The sequence below is a fragment of the Vibrio sp. 10N genome, from assembly GCF_036245475.1.
Classification (GTDB): Bacteria; Pseudomonadota; Gammaproteobacteria; order Enterobacterales; family Vibrionaceae; genus Vibrio.
The window spans coordinates 506600-521078 of the sequence record NZ_BTPM01000002.1 but is presented as its reverse complement, the minus strand read 5'-3'; the positions used below and the strand labels follow the sequence as shown (position 1 = coordinate 521078).

The 14479-nt window shown below is 45.9% G+C and carries 14 protein-coding genes; 8 read left to right on the top strand and 6 right to left on the bottom strand.

Annotation, left to right across the window (positions count from 1 at the left end; genetic code table 11):
• Positions 1 to 164 precede the first annotated feature (164 nt).
• On the bottom strand, positions 165 to 1658 hold the full coding sequence (viaA, locus tag AAA946_RS18520) for an ATPase RavA stimulator ViaA (protein WP_338166255.1): 1494 nt from the start codon (positions 1656 to 1658) through the stop codon (positions 165 to 167).
• Positions 1659 to 1851: 193 nt separating this feature from the next.
• Here viaA and AAA946_RS18515 point away from each other — a divergent pair, with 193 nt between their 5' ends.
• The 4 genes from AAA946_RS18515 to yjeH all read left to right on the top strand — a co-directional run bounded on the left by AAA946_RS18515 (position 1852) and on the right by yjeH (position 5253).
• The gene (locus AAA946_RS18515; RefSeq protein ID WP_338166254.1) at positions 1852 to 2370 is read left to right on the top strand and encodes an NUDIX hydrolase; all 519 of its coding nucleotides are present in this window, start codon (positions 1852 to 1854) and stop codon (positions 2368 to 2370) included.
• Between the two features lie 10 nt (positions 2371 to 2380).
• A complete protein-coding gene (gene ltaE, locus AAA946_RS18510) occupies positions 2381 to 3385 on the top strand; it encodes a low-specificity L-threonine aldolase (protein WP_338166253.1) in 1005 nt (334 codons plus the stop codon).
• 159 nt (positions 3386 to 3544) lie between these two features.
• Positions 3545 to 3889, top strand: a complete 345-nt coding sequence (locus AAA946_RS18505) for a c-type cytochrome (RefSeq protein ID WP_338166252.1) — start codon at positions 3545 to 3547, stop codon at positions 3887 to 3889.
• A 119-nt stretch (positions 3890 to 4008) separates the two neighbouring features.
• A complete protein-coding gene (gene yjeH / locus AAA946_RS18500) occupies positions 4009 to 5253 on the top strand; it encodes an L-methionine/branched-chain amino acid transporter (RefSeq protein WP_338166251.1) in 1245 nt (414 codons plus the stop codon).
• A 506-nt stretch (positions 5254 to 5759) separates the two neighbouring features.
• On the opposite strand, the gene AAA946_RS18495 is transcribed toward yjeH, so the two are convergent.
• The 5 genes from AAA946_RS18495 to AAA946_RS18475 all read right to left on the bottom strand — a co-directional run bounded on the left by AAA946_RS18495 (position 5760) and on the right by AAA946_RS18475 (position 9726).
• Positions 5760 to 6254 (bottom strand): hypothetical protein, encoded by a 495-nt coding sequence (locus AAA946_RS18495; protein WP_338166250.1) that lies wholly within the window; start codon positions 6252 to 6254, stop codon positions 5760 to 5762.
• A complete protein-coding gene (locus tag AAA946_RS18490; RefSeq protein WP_338166249.1) occupies positions 6255 to 6671 on the bottom strand; it encodes a DUF5675 family protein in 417 nt (138 codons plus the stop codon). It abuts the gene before it with no gap.
• Between the two features lie 213 nt (positions 6672 to 6884).
• The gene (locus AAA946_RS18485; RefSeq protein ID WP_338166248.1) at positions 6885 to 7661 is read right to left on the bottom strand and encodes a nitroreductase family protein; all 777 of its coding nucleotides are present in this window, start codon (positions 7659 to 7661) and stop codon (positions 6885 to 6887) included.
• A 109-nt stretch (positions 7662 to 7770) separates the two neighbouring features.
• Positions 7771 to 9063 (bottom strand): DEAD/DEAH box helicase, encoded by a 1293-nt coding sequence (locus tag AAA946_RS18480; protein WP_338166247.1) that lies wholly within the window; start codon positions 9061 to 9063, stop codon positions 7771 to 7773.
• Between the two features lie 81 nt (positions 9064 to 9144).
• Positions 9145 to 9726: an acyl carrier protein phosphodiesterase gene (locus AAA946_RS18475; RefSeq protein WP_338166246.1), complete on the bottom strand. Its 582-nt coding sequence runs from the start codon at positions 9724 to 9726 to the stop codon at positions 9145 to 9147.
• A 360-nt stretch (positions 9727 to 10086) separates the two neighbouring features.
• Here AAA946_RS18475 and AAA946_RS18470 point away from each other — a divergent pair, with 360 nt between their 5' ends.
• The 4 genes from AAA946_RS18470 (at position 10087) to AAA946_RS18455 (ending at position 14473) form a co-directional block, all read left to right on the top strand.
• Entirely contained in the window at positions 10087 to 11616 is a 1530-nt protein-coding gene (locus tag AAA946_RS18470; protein ID WP_338166245.1) for a hypothetical protein, read from the top strand.
• Between the two features lie 53 nt (positions 11617 to 11669).
• On the top strand, positions 11670 to 12413 hold the full coding sequence (locus AAA946_RS18465; protein WP_338166244.1) for a hypothetical protein: 744 nt from the start codon (positions 11670 to 11672) through the stop codon (positions 12411 to 12413).
• A 181-nt stretch (positions 12414 to 12594) separates the two neighbouring features.
• Entirely contained in the window at positions 12595 to 13200 is a 606-nt protein-coding gene (locus tag AAA946_RS18460; RefSeq protein WP_338166243.1) for a YitT family protein, read from the top strand.
• 238 nt (positions 13201 to 13438) lie between these two features.
• Entirely contained in the window at positions 13439 to 14473 is a 1035-nt protein-coding gene (locus AAA946_RS18455; protein ID WP_338166242.1) for a TRAP transporter substrate-binding protein, read from the top strand.
• Positions 14474 to 14479: the final 6 nt, after the last annotated feature.

The window sequence follows — 14479 nt, the reverse complement described above, 5'->3', positions numbered from 1 at the left end:
TCAGTGCACAAAATTGGAATGCATTTGTAATTTTATACATTTGTTATCATTATGTTACAAGATCTTTCAGTGGCGATATTTTTTTGCCTGCCTTATAACTCATAGTTATCGTGTTGATTTTATTTAGATTATGAAGAATACAACGGTAGGCCATACTACCGATATTAGCCAAAAGTATGAGAGAAGGCTTGTCTGGCGCGATGCAATCCAACGGTCGGCTTTTTGACAATTTTACCCATTAGACTTGGGTGGTAACGCCACTGGCTATCGAACAGTGACAGCACCTCTGGGTTACCATATTTAGACAGGCACAATGAATGAAAACGGTTATAACGACCTTTGAGTGACAGCATATTTTCAATCGTTTCTTGTTCTTGCTGTGGAGCGATGAAGTCGGAAATAACGAGTAAGTCAGCATTTTTGTACTGCTCACTTTGCATTGTTTCTACCGCGTAGTTGAGAACTTTCGCAAGATCTGTTCCTCCTTTAAAAGTATACGAAAGAAAGTCGCACGCTTCTTTCAGCCCCTTTGAGCCCGATAAATCGTAGGTGATGAACGTTGATGAAAATAAGATCACATGGCAAGCTCGCTGTTGCTCTGCCGCCATCTTCATCAATGCATAAGCCATAGCCTTCGCCGATTTCTCCGGTGCGCCCTGCATAGAACCAGACACATCCACCGCAATCACCATAGGGCCTTTTTCTTTGACCGCTTCACCATGTGATTGTGTTGGTGCATGCAATTGACGGATGGTTCGCTGCTTACCTTCAGCTTTATAGGTCAATAAACGTTTCTCGACCAAATGCTGATAGAACACCGTTTCAAGCTCTGGATAAGCCAGATACATGGTTTCATTTGGTAGCAGCTTATTGATATCGTTACTGGTGTGAATGCCAACGATGTCATCGGTGGCGAAATCTGATTTTTCTTCCACGACAACATCTTCGTGGCTCTCAACGCGATTTAATTCCGGCGCATCCACTTCTTCCGCCATTCGCCCTAATTTATCCGCTATCGCGTTAAGTTCACTGTGTTTTGCAAGATAGTCTGCGGTCTGTTCAATCGACTTCCGGTCCTGTTTGGTCAGTTCTGCACCCGCCAAGTCCCAAAGTCGCCCAAGCTGCGTGTTCTCACCAGACTGAGTCAGGTTTTCCATGTCTTTCAGGGTATCAATACGTTGATAGAGCTGCTTTAGAAAGCGGGACTTTTGCTCATCAAGTGTCACTTGCTGCTTAGTTTCCACGGCGCTTTTTAGGCTCTGATACCAATGTGTACAGAACTGCCTAGCAAACAAAGAGCTTGGGTAGCTCTGTTTGGTTGCAGCAAGCTGACGGGCTTTATCGTAAAACGAAGAGTCCGGTGGCAGTTTAGTTAAAATATCATCGAGGTTTTTCTCGAACTCTGACTCTGTGAGATATACCGCATATTGATATAAGTTGAGCTCAGCTTGAATGGAGTCGGTATGTTGAGTTTTCACTAGCTTTCGTTTGACGCTCTTGGTCCACTTAGCCATCGAAGCCGTGAGGCTTTGCTTGACACCTTCTTCGTTGCCAAGTGCCATTAACTCAGTGTGTTGCATGATTTCGCGCACTGCCGAATCGATCATTCCCGACTCTGCCACCATCAATGCTAAATTTAACCCGTCTGCCCCTAACACGCCTGTCTTACCTCGACTAAAACTGCTCGAACACTCTGATATACAGAAACTTACTGAATCAAAACAGTGGGACAATCAGAGTTTCCATTTTCGATGTGCTTCCAAAAGCAAATATTGCAGTAAGTTTGCCCATCGACATTTGATAGTTTGTATGCTCATATTAGGTGTTCAACATCGAAGTCACGGAAGCTTTATGACTCACAAAACCCTTCACCAATGGAAGTCAATTGCACTCATTGAGGAGCAGGTCACCCTACCCAACCAGCAAATCATCACTCACACTACAATCAAGCATCCAGGTGCTGCGGTCATACTACCTGTTACCGCTGAAGGTGAGATTTTGCTGCTTAGTCAATACCGCCCATCGCTTAAGAAATGGTTGTTGGAGCTACCTGCAGGCACTATGGAGCTAGGAGAGGATCCGACACAATGCGCTCACCGAGAGTTGATTGAAGAAACGGGGTTCGCTGCTAATACTATGATTTCATTGGGACAAGTGACACCACTGGCAGGGTTTTGCGACGAAATCCAGCACTTATTCATCGCCAAACAGTTAACACCGAGCGATCAATACCAGTGTGACGACGATGAAATTATCGAGATTGTGACAATGTCACACAAACAATTACAACAACATATTATCGACGGTAAAATTACCGACGCAAAAACCATAGCCTGCTTAAGTAAAGCGGCGCTATGCGGACACATTTAGGAGATTTTCAATGGACTTTCGCTCAGACACTGTCACTAAACCCACCCAAGCCATGCGCGACGCAATGGCCAGCGCGCCTGTTGGCGATGATGTGTACGGCGATGACCCAACAGTCAATGAGCTTGAATCCTGGGCTGCCGAGCGCCACGGGTTTGAAGCGGCGCTATTTACAACATCGGGCACTCAAGCAAACCTACTGGGACTGATGGCACACTGTCAACGCGGTGATGAATACCTGTGTGGTCAGCAAGCACACAACTACAAGTACGAAGCGGGCGGTGCTGCAGTGCTTGGCTCAATTCAACCACAGCCGATTGAAAACAACCCAGACGGGACACTAGATTTTGATAAGCTTAAAGCTGCAATTAAGCCAGACGATAGCCATTTCGCACGCACGAAACTGCTCAGCCTAGAAAACACCATCAATGGTAAAGTTCTGCCTCTTTCCTACCTTGCTGACGCGAGAAAATTCGTTGATGAGCACGGTCTCAATCTGCACCTTGACGGCGCTCGTGTCTACAACGCTGCCGTAGCATTAGACGTTGATGTAATAAAAATTGCCAAGCATTTTGACTCTATGACTATCTGCTTATCGAAAGGACTTGGCGCACCGATTGGCTCTTTGCTACTTGGTTCTAAAGCATTCATCGAACGCGCACGACGACTGCGTAAAATGGTCGGTGGCGGCATGCGTCAAGCGGGTATTCTGGCGGCAGCGGGTAAGCTGGCACTGACCGAGCAAGTTGCTCAGCTCGCAACCGACCATGCCAATGCCAAAAAACTGGCTGAAGGCTTAAATGCCATCCCAGGATTTGGTGTGAATGCCGAATTTGTTCAAACCAACATCGTGTTTGCCAAGTTAGCTGAATCGGTAGATATTGAAGCTGTTGCCAAAGAACTTGCTCAGCAAGACATCACGATTTCACCAAGTAATCCGGTTCGATTTGTCACCCACAAAGACATCTCCAGCCAAGATATCGATGTGTTATTAGAGAAGTTGTCAGCATTGGTCTAACAAAGATTTGGTAAGTAATAACCTTGGTATACAGCAATAGGCCAGGGTAAAAACTTAGCCAACACACTGATCAACATCGCATTTCTATCTTTGATGCTTGAGCTTAACCTAGGGGTAAGGTTTATCTTATTGCCTAGGTTAAGTTTTTTGTGAGTCCTTATGAACACACTTGTCAAAATGGCCATTACTGGCCTTACTTTATCTCTATCACTGCTGACCGTTCAGGCACACGCTTCCCAAGCAAACACAAACTCATTTGGTGATGCCAAGCTCGGCGAGATGAAAGCACCTAGCTGCGTGTTTTGCCATAACCCAAATGGAGCGCCTAGCCAAGCTAGCTACCCTAATCTGAATGGGCAAGATCCTTTGTATTTGTTTAATGCGATGAATGCCTACTTAAACGATGAACGCTCTGGTGCAATGGCAGCCCTAATGAAGGCGCAGTTGCAGAACTTAACGGAACAAGATTTGCGTGACGTCGCGGCGTTCTACTCTTCAAAATAGCCCCGCAGAGCAGAGCAACGTGTGTCCTACATAAGCGATGAATAAGTTGTTAATTTTATTGGCGAGTAATAAGCTAGAGCGTCATTCAATCATCGATAAATAGCAATAAAAATTCAGATATGTCGCAATTAAAACAAGAAATTACGCTGCTTGGCGGCATAGGACAGATGTCCACTACCCTTTTAGGCACTGGCCTGTTTATGGTGCCCGCTATCGCTGCCAGCATAGCGGGTGAGCAAATACTCTGGGCGTGGTGTGCACTGCTTCTCACTATCTGCCCGATAGCCATTACCTTTGCCTCTCTGGGGAAACGCTACCCTAACGCCGGGGGCGCTTCGTTTTTCGTTCGACAAGCATTTGGATCTAGACTTGAAAAAGCAATCGCGCTGCTGTTTATCAGCGTGATCCCTGTTGGCGTTCCTGCTGCTATCGCGATTGCTGGCGGTTTTGCTCAGCAGTTTTTGCCTAGCTTCTTATCTCATCCTGTTGCTTCACAGCTGTTTGTGGTGGCACTGCTCATGGTGGTTAACTTTTCGGGCAGTAAGTCCTCCAGCCGTCTTCAGACCTTCATTGCCATCGGAATTATTCTATTGGTGGCCGGCTTCGTAACAAGCAGCGATATTGAAAGTTCAGCTTTTCTGCCCTCTACCGCTTTTGCCATCGAAACCCCAGCGATCACTCAAGCTATCGCTGTCATGTTCTGGTGTTTTGTCGGTATCGAAGCCTTTGCTCATATGGGAGAAGAATTTAAACGACCAGAGCGTGACTACCCGATCGCCATATTGGTCGGCAGCTTGTTAGCAGGTGCGGTTTACTACGCGTTCTCTGTTGTGGTTCTTGAGCATCATGCTTTTGGTACACAGGCGCTGAATACCGCCTCGGTGCCTTTTATTGCCGAGCAGCTTTATGGCGCACAGGCGAAATGGCTAATCAGTATGGTGGGCTTTCTCGCCTGTTTTGCGACCATCAATCTTTATACACAAAGCTTATCGCGCATGATCTGGTCATTGGCAAGAGAATATCGCCCTAAGAGCGCAGCCGCGCGTGTCTCGGTTAAGGGCGTGCCGACAGTTGCAACGCTTATCGTTGGTGCGACGCTCACCGTGTCATGTGTATTCGGTTATTGGTCAGGGATTGATATTGATGTCTTCCTTACCCTAGCCAACGGCATCTTTGTTGTTATTTATCTATTTGCGATGTGGAGTGCCGTTCGATTGCTGACAGGGTGGCGTAAAAATCTCGCCGTACTTTCATTGATTTTATGTGTCGTTGTGTTGTTTTCTATCGGGCTAGCAATGTTGTATGCCATTGTGATGCTGGGGTTATTGTGGATATTGGTAGGTAAAGTTAAGTACAGTGAGTAATGGACAAGATGGCGACAAGCTTTAACGCCACCTTTTGCTAATGCTAAACACATCATGCCTGTTAGATTTAGATGCTAGAAAGTACACCCGATGTTAAGAGTAGCTCTAATCATCACTGACTAAAATCATTCAGAGCTGTATTTGCTTTTAACTTCGTATACATCCACTCCGCTGTACGAACACTCTTCGCTAGTTGCTTCGTTAGAAGTAATTACAGTGATTACCTCCCCCGTATGCAATTTGAAGTCTACATGATGTATCTGACGATAAATATCTTCCCCAATTTTTTCCGATGCTAGGAGAGTTACTACAGTCGAATTCGGATTAATTTTTTCCTTCAGATTAATATCGCTATTAGTAAGTTGGACATAAGCCATAGTCGCCGCCCATGATTGTGGTGAGTCGCAATCAGGTAACGTACTAGATGCGTAGGCTAAAGACATAGTCACTAAAAAAGCGCCACTCATTCAAACTTTGCCTTTCTCGCATATCCAACAGCTGATATCTCAGTCAATCTCACGTACTTTTGTCGCTTTGACAATCTTTAGAATCTCCTGTGCTTCAGCTTTATATGGTAAATCACCACTACCAATATAGTTTTCCATTGATTGTTCTAGACTAAGGTGTAAATGGGTTAGCTCTTCATATTGCTCTCCCGAGTAGTCCGTGAACACAACCCCATCGAGATCATCTAACCATCGTGAAAAAGACTTTGGATGCTCTACTAGCATGGGTAGCATTACGTTTGGATGATAGATCAACGCGACAACAATTGGTTGTGAGACCTCCGCAGTTAACCCACCATCTCGCCGCAACCATATTTCCGTTAATGTACTTGCTACGGGAACCAGCTCAAAGCTACTTTTTTGAGAAAGTACATTTTCTATTTGATGATAATTCTCGTGAAACCATTCTAGGCTCATATTTAGTCGTTGTTCTTTGGCTTCGGACAACAGGGAAACCCAAATAAGTCCCAAAAAAGCAATTCGTCTAATCATCATCTACTCACTAAAATCATTTGTTATTACCACACGTATATTCTCCTGACGTTCTAATACCTTAAATACCTCGCCAGTCGCAGTTTTGCTATTTCCCACATAGTAATTATCACCTTTCATGCCCCAAGTTTTTCCGGGCATAAAGCACCCCTCAGTTTCCTCATGGTAATTACCCTTGTGGAATAATATGTAGCTTCTTCCTGGTACAGACATTACTTCGTATGAATTGGGGTACTTCGGTGATGAATAACGTTTTATGGAATACGTGGCTGCAACAATTCTCTTATCCGACCCCTCCTTTGTAGAGTCAGGACCACCAGGTTCTAGAACAAACCAACTTTTAGAAATACCATCAATCGTTAACTGTCCCAAAGTTGCTTCTTTAGATTGCTTTTTCCTTCGAACTCTCAGTGTCAACATGATTTCATTCCCTCAAAGAAATGGGCAAAAAAATAGATAAACACGAAGGATTCTTACAGCTTTTAACCGCTTGTAAATGACTACGTTGAATGGTTGTTAAAATAACTGTAGTGAATCGCACAGGCTATGAAAACTAAGTCTCTTTCGAGCTTAAAAAACATGAACCACTTCTCATCATTAAAGTGATGATGAGAAGTGAAACGTGGTAAATGACTACTGATTCATAAACCCTTGCTTCTCAAGATAACTCAACACGCTTTTTGAAAAGTCCACGTGTGACTCTCGGGTGTATTTAAGTTTTGTGTATATCTGAGCGAGGTTCTCAACGTCGGATTCTTCGATCATCTGCTTGAGGTCTGGATATGACATGTAGCGTGCCCACCCGTCTATTTCACGCTGTTGGTAGATAGCTTCTATCGTGGCATCGTCCTGATCTTGATATACCTCGTGATGCACTAAACCAGCCATTGGAAGTCGGTCGCGGATTTCTGGGTTTTCTGCAGGGTAACCTAATGAATAACCAACGACAGGAACCACGCCCTCTGGCAGGTCTAAAATCTCACCTATTTTGTCACAATTGGCCAGCGTTGAGCCCATATAGCAAAGCCCCAACCCTTTTGCCTCTGCAGCAATGGCGACATTTTGTGAAACTAGAGTGGCATCGATGGCTGCGATCATAAAGCTCATAAAATTATCGAAGTTGAGCGGTGCATCACTTTGCTTTAACCACTTACGCATTCTGCGAAAATCAGCGCAAAATGTGAGAAGCACAGGTGCGTCTACTACCATGTTTTGCTTCATGTGAGGCTCATACAAAGCTTCTCGTCGCGCTTTATCTTGAGTCACAATTATCGAATAAGACTGCATATTGCCGGATGATGAAGCGCGCACGCCGGCTTGGAGAATTTCATCTAGCAGCTCTGGGGCGATAGGATCATCGTGATATTGGCGAATAGAACGGTGCTGGTGAAGAACGTCAAAAACATCCATGCTTTTTCTCCTTTATTATAAGAAACAAAAGCATAAATGATTTTCCATCCTCTGGACATACCCTATAAACAACAAAGACAAACCCTAAGATTTGTCTTTGTTGTTCTCTTTAGCGCTTCTTACCGCGTCCTGCGTGGATTTTCAGCTTGGCTTTCATCTTGCGCTTATCTGCACCTCGGCCGCGTCGACGTGGCGCGCGATCCGGTTCGATTTCAGATTCAGGGCTTGGCTCAAATCCCGCTAGCCATTCTTGAGGCAAACGCGTGTCCAGCAAGCGCTCGATGGCTTCCAGTAGGTACTGCTCATCGTGGCTCATCAGAGATACCGCAAGACCCGCTTGTCCTGCGCGGCCAGTACGGCCAATACGGTGAATGTAGTCTTCTGCCTTATATGGCAACTCGTAGTTCACGACTTGCTCAAGCTGCTGGATATCTAAACCACGAGCAGCGACATCGGTTGCAATCAATGCGCGCACAGCGCCAGATTTAAAGTCGTCCAACGCTTTTTGGCGCGCACCTTGGCTTTTGTCGCCATTAATCGATACCGCTTTAATACCGTCAAGTTTCAGCTCTTTCGCCAGCGCATCACTTCCCTGCTTAGTTTTGGTAAAGACAAGAACTTGCTGCCAATTACGTGAACCTATTAAGTAGGCCAGTAGCTCGTGTTTGCGCTTTTTATCGACTGGGTAGACCATTTGCTTAACAGTATCGGCGGTAGAGTTTGCTGGCGTCACCTGCACTTCTACTGGCTGATCCATAATACGATGTGCGAGAGTTTTAATACGCTGCTCGAACGTTGCCGAGAACATCATGTTTTGACGCTCTTTTGGTAAGCGCTTCAGGATGCGGTTCAAATCCGGCATAAAGCCCATATCCAACATACGGTCTGCTTCATCCAGCACCAAGTACTCACACTCAGCAAGTGTTAGATTGCGTGTATGTTGGTGGTCAAGGAGACGACCAGGTGTTGCCACTAGGATATCCGCACCGCCACGCAGGTTTTTCGTTTGCACACCGATACTGGTTCCGCCATACGCGACAACGACTTTAAGCTCGGTCGATTGTGTGTATTGAACCAAGCTATCAAACACTTGCTGCGCGAGCTCACGCGTTGGAGTGAGAATAAGGGAGCGAATGACTTTGCTGTCCGCCTCTCTTGGCTTTGGATCATCCAGCAGTTTCTGAATCAGAGGCAAACCAAATGCTGCGGTTTTACCTGTACCTGTTTGCGCACCTGCAAGAATGTCTTTGCCGTCCAAGACAAATGGAATGGCTTTTTCCTGAATCGGTGTCGGCGATGTGTAATTAAGATCAGCAAGATTTTGCTTTAGCGTGTCGCTCAATGCAAAGTCATCAAAGGTGGACTGCTCATTAGCAGTATCGAGTAAAGTCTTGTCTGTCATAACGTCGCCAACAGGATGTATTCAAAAGGGTCGCGAGTGTACCAGAAACCGCGCGTTAGGTTAATGCTATTCTTATCGACTCTATTGATTAGCCTGCTGTTTTGCGTTTTCTAACACCTCTGGATACAACTGACTGAAAAACTCTGAAAATTGCTGATAGTTTTCCTGCAGTTGCCCTCCGCATTCTGCTAGCGGTGCCATTCGCATGCTTCGCAGAGACATTCTCTCAAGGGCAAACTTAATGTTATCGAAATCTTGATACGACTCGAGCCAGCGCCCTTGCCACATATGAGTGCTCATACGAACAAATCGCTCTGGTAATGGGGCTGAAGTCTGCTTAATGGTCAGCTCTGCATGATCAACAAACTGCGCAAGGGGTTGACGATGAAAACGAGTCCAATGTTTCGCAAGACAATGATCCCAAAACATATCCATCGCGATAGGCGAAAAGCGCTTTAGCTCGGCATCAAATAAGGTTTTGCACTGCTTCATAATGGGGTGATTGTCTGTATAGGAATCGACGAATCGATGCAACATGATGCCTTCCGCAATTTCCTGGTGATAGGTCTTCGTAGGGTCACCTTTGACAAAGTCCCCTAACAAGTTTCCCAGTAAACTGCTGTCACAATGCTCGGCAATGTGTAAATGAGCTAGAAAGTTCATAGCACTCTATATTTTATGGCTTTGCTTTATTGTGAGTGGCTAATTTAGAGACGTCAAACACAGGGGACAACCAAGCTATAGATTCAACCTTTATATCGAGCAAAAACCTCGAAAAAACTGAAGTCTTCCAAAACAACAAAAATTAAGAAATCACTTTATCTATTGTTTTATAAAGATTTTCCACCTCAACACAAAGCTATCAGCCAAACGAGCCAATCAACGAAAAATCATTTGTATGATGAAGTGTTTCAGCCGTTACATTTTTGAAGTACATCGTCCCAATAAATTCTTATAGGATCCCCGCCATAAATTTAGAGCTCGCTAATGTCGCTGCTTTCACTGACTTCTCTGGTGTAATTAATGGAACACTTTTCGTATCTGATTTCGTTTAATCATTTATTGTTTTCAATGGTGGCAGTGGTCATCATGGTTCTGCTTTCAAGAACCATCGTCGCAAATACTAAGTACTCGGCTGTTCTTGTCATTGTCGTGCTTGGTCTACTTATGGGCACCTTGTTTGTAAAAACTGGGCTTGCTCAACCGGGGCTTAAAGAATTCCCCGCTATCGTCCTATTAAGCCAAACTACGGTTATTGCACTCATCGCCACATTCTTTGTCGGGGGGCAAGAGATCCGTCGATTGCTCTCCAAGCAAACTGGCCACGTTGATGTACTAGCCGTTCCTGCGAAGAATGAAGTGTTTTTTGGCACGACAAGCACTCAGTTCGTGTACATCATTAGAGCATTTGTTTTGCTAATGGGCATTGAAATGATCTCGGCATTGCTAACAGGTCGAAGTGGCGCTAACCCTATGGGTGACTCATATTTGGCTATGGCTTACCTTTGTATCGGTGCTGCGATTATCTTCATCGATAGCAAAAAAGAAGTCGCTAAGATGCGTACATACTTGGCCAAAGGTACTGTAGAAATTCTAACCATTGTCATCATCATGATGCTATCACTAAGGCTTTCTCACCTTGTCGCCAGTGTGATTGGTTTGCCACAAATCTTCTTTGCCATGATCATTTCTTCAGGATTAGGCATGTTACTGCCAAAGTGGAAAGCAGGCCCAACACTGAACTCACTATTGTTCGCAGGCATCCCAGTGCTACTAACCGGTACCTTCTTGGTTGGTGGTTCTCACATGTTGGAAGCGTTCAGTATTCCAGGTCTGCAAAGCGTGATCGTTTATGGCTTTGCGGGACAAATGTTTTGGATGTTCGGAGGTCTGACTATCCTTATTTTCCTAGCCAAAGCGAACCACGTTCGTAACCTTGCTCCGGGGATGGCAGGCGGCTTGTCACACTCAGGCTTAACGGGCGCATGTACTGCAGGTGACTTTGGCTACACGGCGGCAGCGCGTGCGCCAATTATGATCAATATCCCATTCCTTGGTCATATCTTTGTATTTACGATTCTTGCAGCGAGTGCGGAGCGTGGCGCGTTACTTGTCGGTTGGACTCTGCCTCTAGTTCTGGTTGGTTTAGCCTGTGTGTACCTAGCAACCATAAACCTTCGTAAAGCAAATGGTGACCACGCCACCGAAGTGAAGGGGCTCATGCAGTTCTCGTTTGGCTGGCAGATTGTCGCGGTATTCGGCAGCTTCACAATTCTTCACTTCGCAGGCATGCCTATTGAGCACGCATCGATGGCAGCGGCTTCGGGTCTGTCTCACTTTGGCTTGTTCGCAGCAACGCAAGGTGGAATGTTCGGCGATAGTGCAGCAAGCATGATCACTTTCATCTTTGCTACGCCATTCTTGGTGCATCCATTAGTGTTTGGCCTGTTTGGTAAAGCGACAGAGAACAACGGTGAAATGTCTAGCAAGATCGTATTGCTTATCTTCACTCTCGGTACGCTAGGCGTGATCTACTCCGCGCTCTCGATTTAACATTTGATATTTAGAACCCAACTCCTTTAGTTGGGTTCTAAAATTGAGAGATTATGATGGTTTCTAGTTTGCATTTTGTCATTACAACTTTATTGGCCATTACCTGTGCCAAGGCAATTGGCGTGAGCGACGGTGATATCTCCGTTTTGGCGTTAGCCATTCCTGCTCTTTGGGTACTGCCGCGCAAAGGCGCCAGCGGACTTATACTGCTTGCGGGCATGCTGTGTTATGGGCTCACCCTTCCCCATCAATCTATCTCACTTTCTGTGACTCAGTGGATGCTGTTCCCTCTACTCTTTGTGGCATTCTCAAAGCGCAGCAATCGTAATGTCAGAATGATTACCGCGGGGATCGTCAGTGCGTTACAGGCGGGAATCATGGTGAGCCAACTGCTTGGTACATTGGATGGTTCGCCGTTGATCACCCTAGTTCAGATGGTCTCAATTTGTGTCATTTGGTGGGCTGCTAGGCACAAAACCACGTCTCGCAAACAAAACTGGTGGGTATTGGCACTCATTTTGCCACTGTGGTTTGCGGATCAGGCTTACACCATTGTCGTCGCGCTTTCCATTACGGGCATTATTGCTTCACTGGAAAGCTTATCTGAGCTTAAAGGGTTTCGCTGGAGCAAACTCATCTATTGGACAGTGCCAGCGGTAGGCTTTGCGACTCTTGTCGTATGGTCACGAGTCGAAGTCCCTCATCAAGTTGTTGTCGTATGGATGTGTCTGCTCGCCACCGCTTGGATGACGGATTACATTCTCCGAAGTATGGAACTGAAAGCGAGAAGGAGCTAATAGCTCCTTCAACACGGCCCCATTCACACGCATTGCGAGCCATGTGTAAATCTGACTAAACACTCAATAAAAAAGTGAAAACAGTGCCTATTGTCGACATCCCCCTTACTAGAAGGCTAACATCCCGGCAAATAATTCGTTACAACTCGCCATTTCTGGCACAAACTTTTGGATTTTCTTTATGGATAAAGATCATAGCCTACGCGAGAACTTGCTCGCCCTTATGCTTGGGAGCGCTTTGGTGTCTCTTGGCGTTATCTTCTTTAATCAAGTTGGCTTGCTAACTGGTGGTACAGCAGGTCTTGCACTGTTTATAACCAAAGTGACGACTCTGAGCTTTGGGCAAGTGTTTTTTGCACTAAACCTGCCTTTCTATATTCTGTCTGTAACCCGAATGGGCTGGCAGTTCACCATCAACACCTTTGTTGCCGTGAGTATCGTCTCATTCGCAGTGGACCATTTGCATCACGTCATTCAAATTTCGCACATTGAGCCAATCTATGCCGCACTTATTGGTGGTGGACTGATTGGCATGGGCATGTTGGTGATTTTTAGACATAAGATGAGCCTTGGTGGATTCAATATTCTGGCGCTGTTTCTTCAGGAACGATTCGGGATTCGTGCTGGCAAGGTGCAAATGGGCCTAGATTGTTCAATCGTAGTTCTGTCACTCTTTGTCGTCGATATCTACCTAATTGGACTCTCCATACTAGGCGCAATTGCCACCAACCTTATTTTGGCGATGAACCATAAACCTGGACGCTACCAGCCTGTAGTGGCCAATTAATTCGTCTATATTTGCAGTCGAGAGTCACAGCATGCCTGTCACTCTCGACTGTCAATGACTCCACTCACCTCGCTCTCTTATCCTGTTGCATACGCACATGTTTCATAAATGTCAAACCACGATCACACCTTAGCAACAAACCACCCACTACGTAACCCTATTTAGTAATGCGGTTGCACAGTTCTTGTGCAATGTTGTTTTCTCACTTTCTTTTTTAGTGACAAAACAGGACATTACAATGAAAACAACAAACCTTTTACGAGCCCTTAGTTTGGTCTCTCTTGCCGCCTTACCCTCTTTTTCAGCACTGGCCGATAGTAAGCAATTGCGTGTCGGCACATGGTTAAGCCCAAACCATACAATGAACGCTGATGTCATCCCTACTTGGGGTGAATGGATTGAACAAGCAACTGACGGACGAGTCACCGTTAAGATCGAATACAACATGGGACACCCTAAGAGCTTAGTCGACTTGGTCGAAGACGGGGCTGTCGATGCGGCATGGACATTCCATGGCTATATCCCAGGGCGCTTCCAACTTCCACAAATGGTGGAACTTCCAGGGGTTAAAGCAGGTGCGGAAGCCGTATCTGTCGCACACTGGCGCATCAATCAGGAGTATTTTGCCAAGTCGGGTGAAAACGATGGTGTTGAGCTTGCTGCGCTGTTTGTCCATGGCCCTGGGCACATCCATTTGCGTCAGCCTGTAGATTCATTGGAGTCTGTGAAAGGACTCAAAATTCGCATCGGCGGGGGTGTTTCCACTGAGATCGGTAAACGCCTAGGCGTCACGGGCGTCAATGCACCGGCGACTAAAGCATACGAGTTGCTCGCACAAGGTGTGGCAGACGGTATCTTCATGCAAATGGACTACATGCGTGTAGGCCGCTACAAAGAGGTCGCACCTTATACCATCAAGATGCCGCATGGCATGTACCTTGGTTCGTTTGGCATGTTCTTGAGTCCTGACTTCATGTCCAGCCTAAGTGAGGAAGACAGACAAGCGATCCGCCAAGTGTCGGGAGAAAAACTGTCTGCACTGGCAGGTCGCGCGTGGGCAACGGCTGACGACATAGGTGAAGCCGACATCCGCGCGACAGGTAGTACTGTCGTTGAAGCCAGTGACTCAGATATCGCCTACTTCGAAAAAATCACCGAAGGAATGGATGAAGAGTGGATTAAAAAAGCCAATCGTCGAGGTGTGGATGCCAAAACCGCATTACAAGCCTTTCGTCAAGAAGCTGAACAATACCAACCACTCGAATTACCATAGAGCGTA